Annotated in this window: 16 protein-coding genes and 1 other RNA gene; 7 read left to right on the top strand and 10 right to left on the bottom strand. The window is 69.4% G+C overall.

The window, feature by feature from the left end; genetic code table 11:
* Window positions 1-31 precede the first annotated feature (31 nt).
* Complete coding sequence (locus VZC37_RS18690) at window positions 32-1,528, top strand: CYTH and CHAD domain-containing protein (RefSeq protein WP_330434532.1); 1,497 nt, start codon at window positions 32-34, stop codon at window positions 1,526-1,528.
* A 139-nt stretch (window positions 1,529-1,667) separates the two neighbouring features.
* Here VZC37_RS18690 and VZC37_RS18685 read toward each other — a convergent pair whose 3' ends face one another.
* The 6 genes from VZC37_RS18685 to cobC all read right to left on the bottom strand — a co-directional run bounded on the left by VZC37_RS18685 (window position 1,668) and on the right by cobC (window position 7,381).
* Window positions 1,668-3,080, bottom strand: a complete 1,413-nt coding sequence (locus tag VZC37_RS18685) for an RNB domain-containing ribonuclease (protein WP_330434530.1) — start codon at window positions 3,078-3,080, stop codon at window positions 1,668-1,670.
* 47 nt (window positions 3,081-3,127) lie between these two features.
* Window positions 3,128-3,559, bottom strand: an RNA gene (gene rnpB, locus VZC37_RS18680) — RNase P RNA component class A.
* A 35-nt stretch (window positions 3,560-3,594) separates the two neighbouring features.
* Window positions 3,595-4,278, bottom strand: coding sequence for a histidine phosphatase family protein (locus VZC37_RS18675; RefSeq protein ID WP_330434528.1), 684 nt, complete (start codon window positions 4,276-4,278; stop codon window positions 3,595-3,597).
* Window positions 4,279-5,016, bottom strand: a complete 738-nt coding sequence (locus VZC37_RS18670) for a zinc ribbon domain-containing protein (protein ID WP_330434526.1) — start codon at window positions 5,014-5,016, stop codon at window positions 4,279-4,281.
* A 194-nt stretch (window positions 5,017-5,210) separates the two neighbouring features.
* Complete coding sequence (locus tag VZC37_RS18665) at window positions 5,211-6,329, bottom strand: Nif3-like dinuclear metal center hexameric protein (RefSeq protein ID WP_330434524.1); 1,119 nt, start codon at window positions 6,327-6,329, stop codon at window positions 5,211-5,213.
* Window positions 6,305-7,381 (bottom strand): Rv2231c family histidinol phosphate aminotransferase CobC, encoded by a 1,077-nt coding sequence (cobC, locus tag VZC37_RS18660; RefSeq protein WP_330434521.1) that lies wholly within the window; start codon window positions 7,379-7,381, stop codon window positions 6,305-6,307. The genes VZC37_RS18665 and cobC overlap by 25 nt, the downstream gene beginning before the upstream one ends.
* Before the next feature lie 30 nt (window positions 7,382-7,411).
* Here cobC and VZC37_RS18655 point away from each other — a divergent pair, with 30 nt between their 5' ends.
* Both VZC37_RS18655 and VZC37_RS18650 read left to right on the top strand, forming a co-directional pair.
* A complete protein-coding gene (locus tag VZC37_RS18655) occupies window positions 7,412-8,128 on the top strand; it encodes an HAD hydrolase-like protein (RefSeq protein ID WP_431309447.1) in 717 nt (238 codons plus the stop codon).
* Window positions 8,121-8,600 (top strand): low molecular weight protein-tyrosine-phosphatase, encoded by a 480-nt coding sequence (locus VZC37_RS18650; protein WP_330434519.1) that lies wholly within the window; start codon window positions 8,121-8,123, stop codon window positions 8,598-8,600. Before VZC37_RS18655 ends, VZC37_RS18650 begins: the two co-directional genes overlap by 8 nt.
* A gap of 30 nt (window positions 8,601-8,630) precedes the next feature.
* On the opposite strand, the gene VZC37_RS18645 is transcribed toward VZC37_RS18650, so the two are convergent.
* Window positions 8,631-9,632: a zinc-binding metallopeptidase family protein gene (locus tag VZC37_RS18645; RefSeq protein WP_330434517.1), complete on the bottom strand. Its 1,002-nt coding sequence runs from the start codon at window positions 9,630-9,632 to the stop codon at window positions 8,631-8,633.
* 82 nt (window positions 9,633-9,714) lie between these two features.
* Here VZC37_RS18645 and VZC37_RS18640 point away from each other — a divergent pair, with 82 nt between their 5' ends.
* Window positions 9,715-10,692, top strand: coding sequence for an SURF1 family cytochrome oxidase biogenesis protein (locus VZC37_RS18640; protein ID WP_330434515.1), 978 nt, complete (start codon window positions 9,715-9,717; stop codon window positions 10,690-10,692).
* Here the strand turns inward: VZC37_RS18640 and VZC37_RS18635 are convergent.
* Window positions 10,670-11,569, bottom strand: a complete 900-nt coding sequence (locus tag VZC37_RS18635; RefSeq protein WP_330434950.1) for a cobalamin biosynthesis protein — start codon at window positions 11,567-11,569, stop codon at window positions 10,670-10,672. The genes VZC37_RS18640 and VZC37_RS18635 overlap by 23 nt on opposite strands.
* A 137-nt stretch (window positions 11,570-11,706) precedes the next feature.
* Between VZC37_RS18635 and VZC37_RS18630 the strand changes: the two genes are divergently transcribed.
* Complete coding sequence (locus VZC37_RS18630; RefSeq protein WP_330434512.1) at window positions 11,707-12,519, top strand: spermidine synthase; 813 nt, start codon at window positions 11,707-11,709, stop codon at window positions 12,517-12,519.
* 263 nt (window positions 12,520-12,782) lie between these two features.
* On the opposite strand, the gene VZC37_RS18625 is transcribed toward VZC37_RS18630, so the two are convergent.
* The gene (locus tag VZC37_RS18625; protein ID WP_330434511.1) at window positions 12,783-13,607 is read right to left on the bottom strand and encodes a maleylpyruvate isomerase family mycothiol-dependent enzyme; all 825 of its coding nucleotides are present in this window, start codon (window positions 13,605-13,607) and stop codon (window positions 12,783-12,785) included.
* 18 nt (window positions 13,608-13,625) lie between these two features.
* Window positions 13,626-14,903: a glycoside hydrolase family 1 protein gene (locus VZC37_RS18620; protein WP_330434948.1), complete on the bottom strand. Its 1,278-nt coding sequence runs from the start codon at window positions 14,901-14,903 to the stop codon at window positions 13,626-13,628.
* Window positions 14,904-15,041: 138 nt separating this feature from the next.
* On the opposite strand from VZC37_RS18620, the gene VZC37_RS18615 reads away from it, so the two are divergent.
* Both VZC37_RS18615 and VZC37_RS18610 read left to right on the top strand, forming a co-directional pair.
* Window positions 15,042-16,061, top strand: a complete 1,020-nt coding sequence (locus tag VZC37_RS18615; protein ID WP_330434509.1) for a CE1 family esterase — start codon at window positions 15,042-15,044, stop codon at window positions 16,059-16,061.
* A 41-nt stretch (window positions 16,062-16,102) separates the two neighbouring features.
* Window positions 16,103-16,981, top strand: coding sequence for an aldo/keto reductase (locus tag VZC37_RS18610; protein ID WP_330434508.1), 879 nt, complete (start codon window positions 16,103-16,105; stop codon window positions 16,979-16,981).
* Window positions 16,982-16,985: the final 4 nt, after the last annotated feature.

Below are 16,985 nucleotides of genomic sequence, written 5' to 3'. Positions count from 1 at the left end.
GTCGACGCCGTGGCATGCAACAGGAGGACCGGTGGCCGCATCCGAACAGGTCGAGGTGGAACTGAAATTCGACGTGGATGCGGGACACACCGCGCCGGATCTCCGAGTCCTGCCCGGAGTGATCGGGGCGACGCCACCGGAGACGTTCCAGCTCGACGCCACCTACTTCGACACCGAGAACCTCGACCTCGCCGGTAACCGGATCACGATGCGTCGCCGCACCGGCGGGCATGACGCCGGCTGGCATCTGAAGCGGCCCTCCGGCGTGCCCGGGGCGCGACGCGAGCTCCAGATCGGATTCGACGAGGCGCCCGCCGAGGGCAGCGTCCCCACCGAACTGATCACCCCGGTGGTCGCGCTGACCCGAACCCGCAAGCTCATCCCGGTCGCGGCGGTGTCCACCACGCGGACCGTGACCACGCTCATGGGTGCGGACGGACGCCCCGTCGCCGAGTTCGCCGAAGACCTCGTCACCGCGCAGTCCCTGCTGCCCGGCGGCCACTTCCAGGAGTGGGCCGAGTGGGAGTTCGAGATGCTGGACGGCGGCCGGGACACCCGACTACTCAAGGCCGCCGACAAACTGCTGCGCAACACGGGTGGTCGGGAAGCATCGTCGGCGTCGAAACTGGCCCGCGCCATCGGCACCACCCCGACTGTCGTCGAACCGCATCTCGGACGCCGCCCTACGGCGCTGGACCTGGTGGTCACCGACATCGCGATCCACCGCAACGCGCTGATCGCCTACGATCCGCTCGTCCGGGTCGACGCCGAAGATGCGGTGCACCAGATGCGGGTGGCGTGCCGTCGTCTCCGCAGCATTTTCGCCGGCTTCCCCACCGTCCTCGATCCGGTCCGCACCCAACATCTCAGCAACGAGTTGAAGCTGCTGGCCAGGATCCTCGGGGACGCGCGCGATGCCGAGGTGCAGATCGCCATCGACCAGGGGCTGCTGCGCTCGGAGAACGCGTCGGCGGAGCTGATCGCCGAACTCACCGACGCGGAGACGACGATCCATGACCGCGCCATCAAGGCGGCGCACGTCGCGATGAACTCGGAGCGGTATTTCGCGTTGCTCGACGCCATCGACGAGCTCGTCGCGTCACCGCCTCCCGGACCCGACGCCGAACTCGACGCCGGCACCGCCGTCGACCGATCGATCGAGAAGAACCGTAAGAGCATCCGCAAGGCGCAGTCCACGCTGGCGTCGATGGGTGAGCGATCCCCGGAGTGGGAGGAACAGCTGCACGTGATCCGCAAGCGTGCAAAGCGATTGCGATACAGCACCGACGCCGCGGAACCGCTGGGCCGCAAGCGCTACAAGAACGTCGCCGCCGTCGCCAAGCGGGTGCAGTCGGCGCTCGGCGACTACAACGACACCCGGATCAACCGGGATCGGCTCCGTGACCTCGCCGCCTCCGGCTCTCTGTCCGGCAGGGACATGTTCGTGCTCGGTCGGATCGACGCCCGCCAAGAGGTCGACGGCGAACGCGCGCTGGGCGATTACCGCAAGGCCGCCAAGGATCTCTGACTCTTCGATCACCCGGCCCGTTGTTTGCTGGTCGAGTAGTCGGCCAACTTCCTTCGCTGGTCGAGTAGCCGGCGAACGAAGCGAGTCGGCGTATCGAGACCTGTTGCACCCCAGGCTCGCCCACTCTCACACCGCCCACTCACACCGGCGCGAACAGCACCTTCCGCGCCGCCGGATCGGCGACCTGCAACTCGACGGACACACGACGACCCTGCTCCGGGTCGCCGTCACACTGGGCGATCACCGCGAGCTCGGTCAAGAACACCTGGGCCGGCCGCCGCTGCGTCGCCGCATGCAGCACGACGGCATCGAAGGTCTCACCCTCCCGACCCGCCAGCAGCGTCGCCTCGGCCAGGTCGATGCTGGCACGGTCGGCCGCCGACGCCAACGACGCCGCCGACCGCAACACCCGCGGCAGTGTCGGGAGCGCGCGGATCACCCAGTTGGGCACCGGTTTCCCGCTGGTGACCGCCAGACATACCTCGGTTGCGAACCGGTCGCCCAGCCGTCGCAGCGGTGCGGTGACATGCGCGTACAGGCCGCCGATCGCAGCATGGGTCATCTTCTCGGCGGGCGGCACCTCGGTCTGACCGTCGAGCGCGAGGTGATCGGCGCCGCGCATCAGCCCCGCGCCGGCGGACATCAGCGCGAGCGTGGTCGGCGCATCGCGCGGCAGCCCGGCCAGGAACTGGCCCGGTGTCGCACCGTCGGGCCACGCGACCCCGAGTGCGGCCGCGGATGCGACGAGCCCGGCGACCGCGTCGCTGCCCGCCCGGGGCATCGTGCGGAGCAGTCCGATGCCGGCGTCGGCCATGATCGTGCCGGCGCACATCCCGGTCAGCAGCGACAGTTGGGAGTTCCACATGTCCGCCGGCGTGTGCGGGGCCAACCGGAGAGTCCATCCGCCGTCGGCGCGCATCACCTCCTGGTCCGGCAGGTCGAGTTCGACCGCACCCCGTTCCAGCGCACGCCTGTGCCGGAGCTCGCCGAAGGCCGGAAGCGCCTCGATCGACGGATGCATCCGCCCGGCGGCGGCGTCTCGCGACACCCCGGCATAGTCGAGTTTGGCCACCGACCGCATGAGCGCCCGGCGGACGTCGACGTCACCGACCGTCCCGTCCGTCGCGACGCGGATGGTCCACAGGACGCATGGGCGAACCTGCCCGGGCAGCAGCGAACCCGCACCTTCCGACAACGAGCGCGGATGCAGCGGAACCGAGCGGTCGGGGAAGTAGATCGTCGTACCACGCCGCCGACTCTCCTGGTCGAGCGCGCCCTCGGGTTCGACGAGCGCCGCGACGTCCGCGATCGCGTACCGGACGACGAAGCCGTCGGCGTCGCCGACGATGTGTACCGCCTGGTCGAGATCCATCGACGTCGGGGGATCGATCGTCACGAAGGGCAGATCGGTGCGATCCTCGCGGTCGGCGGCGAAGCGGTCGACCGCATCGTCGGCCTCGGCCTGCGCCGCCGCCCCGTAGTCCTCGCTCACTCCGAGTTCGGTTCGAACCGCATCGAAGTCGAGGTCGGGAGCCGACAGTACGCGCTGCACGTCACCGACTGTAGGCGACATCGCCGGGTGCGCGGACCGGCGAAGGGCGAACGAGCCGGCGTGTAAGCCGGATCCTGTACCCGATCAGAAGAGACCGGGTGGCGACCATCCATCTGGGCACACCGTCGCCGGGTACCTCGAGCGGCCCACCCGCGGACTCGGGCGAGCAGCCCTCGATCATCCGCGCACCCGCACGCACGGTTTCCCGTGGTGCGAGCTTCGGCCTTGCTCCGGGTGGGGTTTACCGAGCCGACGCGGTCACCCGCGCCGCTGGTGCGCTCTTACCGCACCGTTTCACCCTTACCGTCGGTCGGCCCCGAAGGACCGGTCGACGGCGGTCTGTTCTCTGTGGCACTGTCCCGCGGGTCACCCCGGGTTGCCGTTGACAACCACCCTGCTCTGTGGAGTCCGGACTTTCCTCGGTGTCGGCGTACCCGTCAGCGGGCCGTTCCGCGCACCGCGGCCGCCCGGCCGACTCGTTCGCCCATCCAGGATAGCCGTGGTGGTCGACGGGTCAGGTGAGGTGGCTGGTGTCGTTGACCAGTTTCACGACCGACCCGCCATCCGGGAAGAACTCGGCGATCGACAGCGACGCGAGATCGAGGTGAAGGCGGAAGAGCAGTTCGGGTCCACTTCCCAGCGCGTCCCGCAGCAGTGACTTGATCGGTGTGACATGTGAGACGACCAGCACCGTCTGTCCCGGATAGCGCTGCAGCAGAGCATCTTTGGCCGCGTTCACCCGCTCGGCGACCTCACCGAAGCTCTCGCCTCCGGGCGCGGGCACCGTCGTGTCGCCGAGCCACCGACCGTGCAGGTCGGGGTCGCGTTGGGAGGCTTCGACGAACGTCAGACCTTCCCAGGCACCGAAATCGGTCTCGATGAAACCGTCGTCGATCTCCACGTCGACTCCGAGCCGGTCGGCAGCGGCACGCGCCGTGGTCAGCGCACGACTCAGCGGCGACGACACCACGGCGGTGATGTCCGTGTCGGCCCCCAGGCGTTCGGCCGATGCAGCCGCCTGCCGACGCCCGAGGTCGGTGAGTTCCGGATTCCCGCGGCCGGAGTACCTGCGCTCGACCGACAGGGCTGTCTGGCCGTGGCGCAGGAGCAGGAATCGGGTCGGCCGAACGCGTTGGCCCTGCCATGTCGGCGCCCGGTCGCCGGTTGCCGTCGCCCCCGACGACTTCTCTCCCGACATCTACAGACCCGACTCGGCCGTCCGCACGAGGATCGCTCCGCATTCCTCGCATCGGATCACCTCGTCGGGCGCGGCTGCCGCGATCGATGCGATGGTGCCGCGGTCGAGTTCCATCCGGCAGGCGCCGCAGCGGCGGGCGCGCAACAGCCCGGCGCCGACGCGGCCGGACGAACGTTGCCGGTCATAGATGGTGAGAAGTTCGGGCGCGATGTCGGCGACGAGTCCGGCGCGGCGCGACGTCGCGGCCTCGAGGTCGGCGTCGAGATCGGCCATCGCGGTGTCGCGGCGTTCGCGCACACTCGCGGTCTCCGTGGCCAGGTGCTCCAGGGTCGCCGACGCGCGTTGCTGCTCGGCGGCGATCGCCTCCTGCTGTTCCATCACACCGAGCATGTCGTCTTCGATGATCGTGCGACGACGCGCCAGCCCGGTCAGTTCGTGTTGCAGTTCCGACAGCGCCTTGGGGGCGAGTCCGCCCGCGGTGAGTTGCTGGGAGTCCTTGGCCTCGCGCGCGGTCATGCCGTTGACCTCGGTCTCCATCCGCCGGTACTCGCGGGTGAGGTCCTCCGCGGAGATCTCCGCGCGGACCTGGTCGTCGCGGGCCGCGTCGGCGCGAGTGGCGAGGTCGGCGAGTTCGGCGTCTTCGGGCAGCGACGTCCGACGATGGTCGATCCGGGCGAGCTCGGCGTCGACGTCGGCGAGATCGAGGAGTAGTCGTTGCGCTCCGGCATCCACCTTCACCGTGGCCACCTCCGTTGTTCGCGGTCGTACTGTGCTGTCGTCACCCGTGCCTCATCCCCTGCCCACGTCTTCTCCGTGCGCCCGGTTCCCCTGTGCTGTTCTCGCCCACGGTGCCGCGGGTGCCACATACCGTACGCGCCTGCCCGACCGCCCCGGCGGAGTAGTCAGGTTTGGGGTAGGCAGGTTCGGGGTGGTCAGGGTCGGGCGACCAACGCGAACGGGTCGGTCGGTTCGCGGTGCACCGCGACGGTGACGTGCAGGTGCGCGGCGAGCAGTCGCGACGCCTGGCCGCACCACGGGAACTCGGTGGCCCAGTGCCCCGCATCGATCAGCGCCGGCCCACCCCGCCGCAGGCTCTCGTCGGCGGGATGATGACGCAGGTCGGCGGTGACGTACACATCGGCGCCCGCCGCGGCGACGGCGTCGAGGAGCGAATCACCCGCCCCGCCGCACACGGCGACCGTTTCGACCGGCGCGTCGGCGGTGCCGGCGACGCGCACGCCGGACGGCACGTGCAGGCGATCGGCCACCTTGCGGGCGAACTCCGCGACGGTTGTCTGGGCGTCGAGCCGACCAATCCGACCCAGCCCGACGTCCATCGCGGTGTCGGCGACCTCGAGGATGTCGAACGCGGGCTCCTCGTAAGGATGAGCCCCGCGCAGTGCCGTCAGCACCGCGCGCCGCAGCCGACGGTCGGCCACCATCTCCACCCGCTCCTCATCGACGCGGGTGCGTTCCCCGATGGACCCGATGGCAGGGTTGGCGGCTTCCTGCGCCTCGAACTGACCGGTGCCGACCACCGTCCAACAGCAGTCGCGGTACTCGCCGACAGCGCCTGCGCCAGCCGCGAACATCGCCTCGCTGACCTGTTCGGCGTTGCCCTCCGGCACCATCACCACCCACTTGTCGACCGGCGCCGACGATCTCGCGTCGATCGGGACGGTGTCGAGTACGTCGAGCGATTCCGCGAGGGCATCGGACACCCCGGGGCGCGCGCTGTCGGCGTTGGTGTGGGCAGTGAACAAGGCGATGCCCGAACGGATCAGCCGGTGCACGATCCGTCCCTTCGCGGTGTCGGCGGCCACCGAATCCACTCCCCGCAACAGCAGCGGATGGTGGGCGACGATCATCTGTGCGCCCATCCCGATGGCTGCGGCCACCACGTCGTCGGTGACGTCCACGCACACCAGGATCGAATCCACCGGTTCGGCCGGGTCACCGCAGACGAGACCCACCGAGTCCCACGGCTCGGCCAGATTCTGCGGGTAGGCGCGGTCGAGTACCCCGATCACCTCGGCGACGGTTGTCGGCATGCTGCCATCTCCTCTCGTAGGGCCGTGATGGTGTCGACGAGCGTCCGAGTGGTGGCGGGATCTCGGACCGCCAAGCGCACGTACTCGTCGTCGAGCCCGACGAAGTTCGCCGCGCTGCGGATCGCGAATCCGTTGTGCCGCAACCGGTCTTTCAGCGCCAACGCATCCGGCACGCGGATCAGGACGAACGACGCGCGTGGCGGTGCGCAGACCTCGATGCCGGCGGTCTCGAGCATGGCGACCATCGCCGCGCGGTCCTCGGCGATGCGGTGGGCCACGGTACGTGCGTAGTCCTGCCCCACCGGTCCGACACACTGCGCCACCGCGGTGAGCGCCAGCGTGCCCAGCGGCCACGGCCGCCGGCCGACGGTGAGGCGGCCGATCACATCGGGGTGGGCCAGCAGATATCCCGCTCTCAGCCCGGCGAGACCGAATGTCTTTGTCACGCTGCGGATGACGATCACATCGTCGGACGCTTCGGCGGCAATGGAGCAGGGTTCGTGTCGCCCGCTCGGTGGGTCCGTGGTGACGTCGGCAAAGGCCTCGTCGACCACCACGATTCGTCCCGGTCGACGCAGCCCTTCGATCTCGGTGCGCGGATGCAGGACGGAGGTGGGATTGGTGGGGTTGCCGAGCACCACCAGGTCGGCCTCGTCGGGGACCGACGTCGCGTCCAGTTCCCATGGCGGGGGCAGGATCACGTCGGTGATCGGGATGCCCGCCGCACGCAATGCGAGTTCCGGTTCGGTGAACGACGGCTGGATCAGCGCCGCCAGCCGCGGGGCGAGGCGCGGCAGCAGTTCGAATCCCTCGGCGGCGCCGGCCAGCAGCAACACCTCGTCCGGGCGTCGTCCGTGGGCCGCCGCGACCGTTTCGACGGCCCGCTGTTCGTCGCGGGGCGACGGATAGGCGGCCAGGTCGCCGATCCGCGCGGCCAGGGCGTCGGCGACGAACCGCGGCGGCCCGGAACGGACATTCACCGCGAAGTCGACGAGTCCCGGTTCGGCGTCGGCGTCACCGTGTCGGTCCCGTGCGAACAGCCCCGATGTCATAAATCCCCAGCCTACGTGCACGATGGAACGGTGACCGACACACCTGGAACTCCCGAGATCGCCGCCCACCGCGCCGACCCCGCAGATCCGTCCACCGTGCTGCTGGTGGACCTCGACGGCACGATCACCGACAGTTTCGCCGGTATCGCCAACAGTTTCCGGTACGCCTTGTCGACCGTCGGTGCCCCCGACCCCTCCCCCGACCTCGTCGCCGGTATCGCCGGCCCGCCCATGATCGACACCCTCACCGGGATGGGACTCGACCAGGCCACCGCGGACGCCGCGATGCGCGCGTACCGCGAGCGTTACACCGACACCGGTTGGCTGGAGAACGCCGTGTACGACGGCATGGCCGATGTCCTCGCCGATCTGCGCTCGGCGGGCCGCACCCTCGCGGTGGCGACGTCGAAGAACGAGAAGACGGCGGTGGCGATCCTCGAACACTTCGGTCTCGCCGAGCACTTCGCCGTGATCGCGGGAGCGAGCGACGACGGCACCCGCCGCGCGAAATCCGACGTCATCGCCCACGCGCTGGCACGGCTGGGGGTGCGGGCCGATGCCGGCGAGCATGTGACCGACGGCCCGGTGGTGATGATCGGTGACCGCGCTCACGACGTCGAAGGTGCCGCGCTGTACGGGATCCCAGCAGTCATCGTGGGTTGGGGTTACGCTCTGGACGGGGAGGACGGCTCGGCGGCCTGGGCGGTCGGGTCCATCGCAGATCTGCGCGAGGTACTGGGTGTCTGATCAATTGCATGTGTGTTTCGTGTGCACCGGCAACATCTGCCGGTCGCCCATGGCACAGAACATCTTCCGGGCGGCCCTCGACGATTCGGGCCTGTCCGGGCAGGTACATGTGGACAGCTGTGGGACGAGCGGCTTTCACACCGGGGAGCCCGCCGACAATCGGGCGCGCACCGAACTGTTGGCCCACGGCTATCCGGACAACCACGTCGCCGCGCAACTCTCACCCGAACACTTCGACGCCGATCTGCTCGTCGCCATGGACGCCGGTCACGTCCGCGAGCTGGAACGCAAGCGGCTCGGCGACAAGGTGCGGCTTCTGCGCAGCTTCGACCCCACGGCAGATCCCGCCGACCTGGATCTCAACGACCCGTACTACGGCACCGGCGAAGACTTCGAGATCACCCGCCGACAGATCGAGGCATCGGTCCCCGGCCTGCTCGACTGGGTGCGGGCCAACGTTCGGGCCGGCTGAACCCACCGCCACCCCGTGCCGAACGGCGGGTCAGCCCGGCAACACCAGGTTGTGCACGAACCGGATCTTGTCGAGCACCCGTTCCGGGAGCACGAACGGGTACAGGTCCGGGTGACCCATCGAGCGGTTGATCTGGTTGAGCGCCCAGGTGAGCGGGAGCCACCACTCGACGAGACGCTCGAATCCGACGTCGCCGGGCAACACGCTGTCGAGCGTCGACCCGGCCGGTGCCATCGCGAACGCCGCCGCCGTGTCGAGGGTGTCGCGAATGTGCAGGTAGTGGGCGAAGGTCTCGGCGAAGTCCTCCGCCGGATGCATGGTCGCGTACGACGACACGTAGTCGCGCGCCCACCCCTCGGGCGCCCCCTGCGAGTAGTGACGATCCAGGGCCGCCTGGTAGTCCTCGTCGGGATCGCCGAAGAGGTCGTCGAACTGCGCCCGGTTGGATTCGTCGATCAGGACGAGCTGGTAGTAGTGGCCGATCTCGTGACGGAAGTGTCCGAGCACCGTGCGATACGGCTCCTCCAACTCCACGCGCATCTGCTCGCGGTGCACGTCGTCGCCCTCCGCGAGGTCGAGGGTGATGACGCCGCTGGCGTGGCCGGTCACCACCGACGACTGTGAACTCGACAACAGGTCGAAGGCCAGCCCGGTCTCGGGGTCTTCATCGCGGCCGCGGATCGGCAGGCCCAGTTCGTCGAGTTCGAGGACGAGGCGGCGTTTGGCCGTCTCGGCGCGCCCGAATTCCGCGAGCGCATCCACCTCGTCGTCGGACGGGCGGGTCCGGGTGAGCGCGCACGATGCGCACATCGTCGGCACACCGGACCACGTCACAAGCCAGTTGCATTGCGCTACAAGATTGTTGGCGCAGCGCTCGAGGAGGAGACCATCGACCTCGGTGCGCCCGGAGTCGTCGAGCACGTAGATGGAACGGGTGGGCAGCCAGAATCCCAGTGCACTCTTGCAGTTCAGACACAGACTGTTCTCGAACGACAATCGCTGACCGCAGGTCCGGCACAGGAAATCTCGCATTTCGTCAACGCTACCCTGGCCCGTCACCGCCGAGTGCACGGCACGACGGCGCCCCACTTCCGCCGCTCGGTACCGTTGAGGGGTGCATGTGGTGCGGACGTTCCTGCGCCCGGGGTGGCTCGCCCTGGGCGTGGTGGTCGTCGCGTTCGCGGCGATGTGCTTCACCCTGCTGGCTCCATGGCAGTTGGGCAAGAGCAGCGACACCGAGGAACGCAACGATCTGATCGAGGCGGCGATGACCCAGGCGCCGGTTCCGATCGATGACGTCGCCGCGCCGGGTGCCCCCTTCGACCCGTCGACGGAATGGCGAGAGGTCACGCTGACCGGCCGCTATCTGACCGACCGAGAGGTGGCCGTCCGACTGCGTTCGGTCGAGGAACGGCCGGCCGTGGAGGTGCTGACCCCCTTCGCCGTCGAGGACGGCTCGCGTGTCGTCCTGGTGGACCGCGGCTATGTCCGCCCAGAGCAGGACGCGTTGCCACCGATCCCGGCCGCCCCCTCGGAGGTCACCACGATCGAGGCGCGCATACGCGAAGGCGAGGGCACGTCGCCCGGCCGCGGCGCACACAGCGAAGCGGACACGGTGGCCGTCTACACCATCGATCCGGCCGAGGTGGGCCGCGCCGTCGACACCGATCTCGACCCGTTCTACCTGCAACTCTCACCCGACCAGCCCGGATCGCTGGGCGAGATCCCGCTGCCCCAACTGGACTCCGGACCCTATCTCTCCTACGGGCTGCAGTGGCTGGCCTTCGGCATCATGGCGCCGTTGGGGGCGGGTTACTTCATCTATGCGGAGATCCGCCAGCGGCGTCGCGCCGGGCAGACGGCCACCGACACGGCGACGAGCGGCGACGACCGGGGCGACGGCAGCAGGACGCCCGCCCGTCCGGACGCCTCACCCGCGTCGCGCGGGCGGCGTGGTCGTGTCCGCGCTGATCTTCGGGACGCGGGCGCCGCGTCGGGCTCGCGTCAACGTCACCAGGTAGGCAGCGGCCCGGATGCCGAGACCGCCGACGACGATGTCCGCGCGAAGCTCACACACCGCTACGGCGGCTGACACCCACCGCCAGACCCGCCGCGACGAGGGCTGCACCCACCTGCACGCGACGCGACAGTCGCGCCGCCGCCCGCAGGTCGGCGGTGGTCGGCGCCGGACCCGTACCCAACTCGGGTCGCTGCTCGACGCCGTGCGGATACTCGGTGCGGCCGCCCAGCCGCACCCCGAGCGCCCCGGCGAACGCCGCCTCGACGACACCCGCGTTCGGGCTGGGATGGGCCCGCGCATCTCGACGCCAGGCGCCGATACTGCGCCTCGGCGCACCCCCCAGGGCCGCCACGAGCAGCCCGGACAGTCGGGCGGGCACCAGATTGACCAGATCGTCGAGCCGCGCCGACGCCCACCCGAATCGTTCGTGACGTGGCGAGCGATAGCCGACCATCGAGTCGAGAGTGTTGACGGTCCGGTACGCGACCAGGCCGGGCAGGCCCGCCACCCCACCCCAGAACAGTGGGGCCACCGCAGCGTCGGAGGTGTTCTCGGCGATCGATTCCACTGCTGCCCGGACCATCCCGGCCGCGTCGAGTGACTCCGGGTCCCGTCCGCAGAGACTGGGCACCAGCGCTCTCGCCCCGTCGATGTCGCCGTCATCGAGCAGATCGGCCACGTCCTCCCCCACCCGGCACAGCGTCGTGCCGCCGAGCACCGACCAGGTGGTCGCAGCCGTCACGAGCACGCGGGTCCGCCCGCGGGTGCGCGCGCCGACGAGCGCGGCGGCGGTCCACGCGGTGCCGACACAGAGGCCGGCCAACAGCACCCCGTGACGACGTGTGTCGTGATACAGCCACGTCTCCGCCAGGCCGATCGCCCGGCCCAGGCCGGCCACCGGATGCAGGCGCCGCGGGTCCCCCACGGCGCGGTCGGCGACGAGGCCCATCAGCAGCCCGGCCGCGATGTCGGCCCGAGGGGGAATGCGAACCGCTCTACAGGAATCCGGCACGTCGGCGATCGTATCGACGCCCGTGGCGGCGCACGCGCACGGGCGACCTGGTTTCCGACGCTAGACTCACCGCGATGGCCAGATCCCGCGCCGAACCGGTCGCCGGTACCCACCCGATCGACACCGGCGTCGCCGAACTGATGCCCGACACCGTCGCGGGTGGCTGGCTGCTGACCGTGAACGGCGCTCAGAGTTCACATATCCATCCCGATCCCGGCGTGCTGGACTTCGAGTACATGCGGCAGATGGCCGCCATGATCGCCGAGGCGTACTCCGACGACGCCGCCTTGCGGGTCCTGCATCTCGGTGCGGCGGCGTGCGCGCTGCCCCGGTTCATCGCCGACCGCTACGCGGAGTCGCGGCAGGTGGCGGTCGAGATCGACGGTGCTCTGGCCCGGTTGGCACGTGAGTGGTTCGACCTGCCGCGCGCCCCGCGCCTGCGCATCCGCGTCGGCGATGCCCGGGAGGTCCTCGAATCACTCCGCGAGGACACACGGGACGTGGTCGTCCGGGATGCGTTCGCGGAGGCACGCACGCCGAGGCATCTCACCACTCACGAGTTCGTCGTCGAGGTGCGGCGCGTCCTCACGCCCGGCGGCTTGTACCTCGCGAATTGCGGCGACAACCGGGACCTGACCCTCGCCCGCGCCGAGGTGACCACGGCCGCATCGGTATTCGAGCACGTCGCCGTCGTCGCGGACGCGGCGATGCTGAAAGGCCGCCGCACCGGCAACCTGGTGCTGGTCGCCTCGGATCGAGCGATCGAGGCCGGCCCCGGCCTGGTCCGCACGCTGCTCGCCGATCCGCAGCCCGCCAAGATCCTCGCCGGCCGACAGGCACGGGAGTTCGGGTCCGGTTCGGTGATCACCGATCCCCCGATTGAGTAGGTTGTCCCCACCGCCGATTGAGTAGGCGTCGAGCGGCAGCGAGCCGTTCTCCCGCTGATTGAGTAGGTGACGAGCGGCAACGAGCCTTTCTCCCGCTGATTGAGTAGGTGACGAGCGGCAGCGAGGAGCCGTATCGAAATCCCCCCCACCACCACTCATCCGATCAGATGACGCGAACTTTCCTGCCGTGAATCGCACCATCCATACAACAAAACCCAAGCGAACACCCGTTCGAAGAACTCACATGACCCCGTTCGGAGAACTCACATGACATAGTCGAGCTTGGCGACGATGGCCTCCCCGATCGCCCGGTCGCCGGCGATCGCGACCCGCGCCGGGTTCGCGGTCTTCCGCCCGCCGACCAACCGCCCGAGGTCGATCGAGTCGAGGGTCAGCGTGACGTCGGCGGAGTCGTCGCCGTCCGGGAAGGCGTCGACGGTAGCCGCACGGTCATCGACGTAGATCCGGATCTGACGCGCCCCGAGACCCTCGATCGCGAACAGCACCGATGTCCCCTTCGGCGTCCTGGCACGCTTGCCGACGACGTACGGCAACGAGGTGGCGATCTCGTCGAGCGCTACCGCCGCCGGTATGTCATCCGACGGCGCCGAACCGTCGGTGCTGTCACGGATGTCGATCTCGTGAATCCAGCAGTCGAAGACGCGGATGCGCATGAATCGGCCGTACGTGTCCGGGCCGGCCGGGGTCAACGCGTCGCCGTCGAAGTCGTTCTGAGTCATGGCGCATAGCGCCTCGGTGCGCACACCCACGATCTCCGCGTAGGCGGCCATCACGTCGGCGCGGGTCACCGGACGATAGTGATCGAGCCACCGTTCGTTGAGTTCGCCGATCGGATTGCGGACATGCTCGAGCGCGGTGACGTCGCGCGTCGTGGGGACGTCTCGTCCCTCGAGCAGGCTCTCCGTTCCGACCACGTGCGCGATGACGTCGGCCACCGACCACCCGGGCAGGATCGACGGAGCCGCCCACTCGTCGTCGGACAGCGGCGTCACCACGCGCTCGAGAGTCGCCCACTGCGCGACGAGGGCGTCGACGGTCGGGGCGATGGGCAGCACGGTCTTGGCCATGGGCGGGCTCCTTCGATGTCAGCGAACGGGCTCGGTGCAGCTCGACGGCGCCGCGACCAGCGAACAGAACTCGGCGGGGCGAGTCGGCCGGTAGTTTGCCGGCACCCCATTGTCCGCGGTGATCCGCCGATAGGCTGCGACCGCGTCGGTGGGCCGACGGGTCAGGGTCGGATCGGTCGCGACGTCCACCGTGTAGAGCCCGAATCTCGGTGTGTAGCTTCCCCACTCGTAGTTGTCGGTGAGACTCCAGTAGTTGTACCCGATGACGTCGATGCCGTCGCCTCTGGCCCGCTGCACCCAGTAGACGAGATCACGGAGATGATCCCCGCGCCGGTAGCCGTCCGGGCGCCCCGCACCGTCTCGGGTGGGCATGCCCGACTCCACCACGTACAGCGGCTTGGACGGGTAGCGCCGCGCCATGTCGCGGAGTGCGTAGTACAGGCCGTCGGCCGCGACGGGCGCGTTCCACTGCTGCTCGATCGCGGCGTTCCAGGCGTTGGTGTCGGCCGGTGAGATCGAGTAGTAGTAATCGACCCCGATGAAGTCGAGGGTGTCGGCGACGCGGTCGACGAACTGGGTGTCGAGCAGTGGTTCGACGGTCGGGATGTAGGCGACGTTCGACGACACCATCGCATCCGGATCGCGGCGATGGATGTGGTGGTAGATCCTCCGATGGACGTCGACGAGGCGGTCGAGCATCGTGGGGACCGCGGTGGGCGCGATGGAGCCGGTCCGGATCTCGTTGGTGACGTAGGTGAACGGTTCGTTGATGGTGATCCAGTACGGGTCGTAGCGTGCGTACCGGTCGACGACGCGGCGGGCGTTACGCAGCCAGGACGCCGCGGTGGACGGGTCAGCCCATCCACCGCGATCGGCGATCCAGCCGGGATAGACCCAGTGGTCGAGGGTGATCATCGGGCGCATCCCGGCCTCGACGATCGCGGCGATCATGTCGTCGTAGTAGGCCAGTTCGGCGCGGTCCACCACTCCCGGCCGCGGTTCGATCCGGGCCCACTCGACCCCGACGCGGTACACGCCGACGCCGAGGTCGGCGGCCCGGGCGATGTCCTCGCGGTAGCGGTGCCGGAAGTCGACCGACGATCCGATCCGGTCGTGGGTTCTCCCCGAGGCCGCGTACCGCGCCCAATTGCTGTCCGGTGAGGAGCCTTCGCTCTGGAATCCGGACGACGAGACACCCCACGCGAAGTCGCGAGGGAGTGCCTGCGGCTCCGCATGCACATCGGCCGAGACGGTGAAGGAGGTGACCGTCACCGCGACGACAGACGCCAACGCCATCACCACGGTGCGGCCACGCCGCAGCGGGACACTTCGGGACACCGGCCAAGAATGTCAGATCGTCTCGGACTCGGTGCGGATTACGCGGACCGCGCGAACCCGCCCCGATCGGCGGGTGTGCCGCCATATCCTGTTGCGGTGTCCGCCACCCGACGTCGCACAGTGCGACGCCTCGCCGTCGCGACGTGGTGCATCGTCATCGCGCTGACCCTGCTCATCGAGGGTATGACGACCGGCCGTGCGGCCCCCGAGCCCGATCGCCGAGCGCCCGCACCGACGACGCCTGCTGTCGCCGCCCACCCGGTCGCCGGATGCGGCACCGCGTCGATCATGAGAGCAGGCTCGACGACGGCCCGCTCGGTGCGGGTGGGTGGCGTGACCCGGCGCTATCAGGTGCACGTTCCCTCGATCTACACCGGCCACATTCCGGTGCCCCTGATCATCGCGTATCACGGCCGAGCCGAACGCGCCGCGACGTTCGCGAACTACAGCGGCCTGTCGGGTCTGCCGGCGATCGTCGTCTATCCGCTGGGCCTGGCCGGCCGCAAAGGTCAATCGGCGTGGCAGGGCGCCCCGTATGCCTCGCCCCGCGCCGACGACGTCGCCTTCACCCGCGAGATCCTGCGTGATCTGCGCACCGCGGCGTGCGTGGACCGCTCCCGCACCTTTGCCGTCGGCCGCTCGAACGGTGGCGGGTTCGTCGCGTTGCTGGCCTGCCGGATGCCCTGGGAGTTCGCCGGCTTCGCCACGGTGTCCGCAGCCGTGTACGCGCGCTCGGTGGCCCGGTGCCAATCTGGTCCGGCGATCTCGTTGATCGACTTCCACGGCACCGCCGACCGCACCATCTCGTATCAGGGCGGCACCCGGTTCGGCGAGCGGTATCTGTCCTCGGCGAGCTGGCTCCGACGTTGGACGCAGCGGGCGGGCTGTGTCGACGCACCCCTGACCATGCCGCTCACGCACTCGGTCGACCGCCTCTCCTGGCCGCTGTGCGGTGGCCTCGGTTCGTCGGTCGTGCACTACCGCCTGCGTGGCGGTGGTCACCGGTGGCCCGCCGCGGTGGGCGGCCACGGCACCGGCAGCGTCGGTGGGGCGATGTCGGCGACCCAACTGATCTGGCAGTTCTTCCTGACCCGGCCGGCTCTCGGCTCGTCGTGAACCCACGGCCGACCGATGGCCTGGATCGATAGCCTGGAGAGATGAGCACCGATCTCCCGACCATCGAGTTGTCCACCGGCGCGCTGATCCCCCAGCTCGGGCTCGGCGTGTGGCAGGCCGACGACTCCGACACCGAGAAAGCCGTCGAATACGCCATCGGCACTGCGGGGTATCGCCACATCGACACGGCGGCCGCCTACGGCAACGAAGCCGCGGTGGGTCGTGGCATCACCGCCTCTGGGGTCGATCGTGGCGACGTTTTCGTCACCACGAAACTGTGGAACGCCGACCACGGTCGCGACCGGGCGCACCGCGCAATCGACGCGAGCCTCGAGCGGCTCGGCCTCGACCACGTCGACCTCTACCTCATCCACTGGCCATTGCAGAACCGCGACCGGATGATCGAGACGTGGCAGGCCCTGGTCGAGATCCGGGATGCCGGCAAGGCCTCCGCGATCGGCGTGTCCAACTTCGAGCCACACCATCTCGACGCGATCATCGACGCAACCGGGGAAGTCCCGGCCGTCGATCAGGTCGAACTGCATCCGCGGCTGGCACAGCGGGACCTGCGTTCGTACTGCGCGACGAAGGGCATCGCAGTCGAGGCGTGGAGTCCGTTGGGCGGCAGCGGCTCCGGCTGGGGCGCCGACTCCTCACCGAACACCCTGCTCACCGATCCGGCACTCACCGGCATCGGCGAGCGCCATGGCCGGTCGGCCGCGCAGGTGATGATCCGCTGGCACCTTCAGAACGGGGTGATCGTCATCCCGAAGTCGGTCCACGAGGAGCGCATCGCCCAGAACATCGACGTCCTCGACTTCGAACTCGACGACGCGGACATGGCCGCGATCGCCGCACTCGACACCGGAGCAAGGGTGGGTGCGCATCCCGACGAGCTTGCTCTCGGCGCCCGCGACTGACGCC

This window comes from Gordonia sesuvii (assembly GCF_036350415.1).
Classification (GTDB): domain Bacteria; phylum Actinomycetota; class Actinomycetes; order Mycobacteriales; family Mycobacteriaceae; genus Gordonia; species Gordonia sesuvii.
Note: the sequence above shows the minus strand (reverse complement) of the source record. Positions and strands in the feature narration are given on the sequence as shown.

Coding starts and splice junctions, on each gene's coding strand:
- VZC37_RS18675 (WP_330434528.1), bottom strand. CDS start 4,278: ATGTCGGGAGAGAAGTCGTCGGGGGCGACGGCAACCGGCGACCGGGCG.
- VZC37_RS18665 (WP_330434524.1), bottom strand. CDS start 6,329: ATGCCGACAACCGTCGCCGAGGTGATCGGGGTACTCGACCGCGCCTAC.
- cobC (WP_330434521.1), bottom strand. CDS start 7,381: ATGACATCGGGGCTGTTCGCACGGGACCGACACGGTGACGCCGACGCC.
- VZC37_RS18645 (WP_330434517.1), bottom strand. CDS start 9,632: ATGCGAGATTTCCTGTGCCGGACCTGCGGTCAGCGATTGTCGTTCGAG.
- VZC37_RS18635 (WP_330434950.1), bottom strand. CDS start 11,569: ATGGGCCTCGTCGCCGACCGCGCCGTGGGGGACCCGCGGCGCCTGCAT.
- VZC37_RS18630 (WP_330434512.1), top strand. CDS start 11,707: ATGGCCAGATCCCGCGCCGAACCGGTCGCCGGTACCCACCCGATCGAC.
- VZC37_RS18625 (WP_330434511.1), bottom strand. CDS start 13,607: ATGGCCAAGACCGTGCTGCCCATCGCCCCGACCGTCGACGCCCTCGTC.
- VZC37_RS18620 (WP_330434948.1), bottom strand. CDS start 14,903: ATGGCGTTGGCGTCTGTCGTCGCGGTGACGGTCACCTCCTTCACCGTC.
- VZC37_RS18610 (WP_330434508.1), top strand. CDS start 16,103: ATGAGCACCGATCTCCCGACCATCGAGTTGTCCACCGGCGCGCTGATC.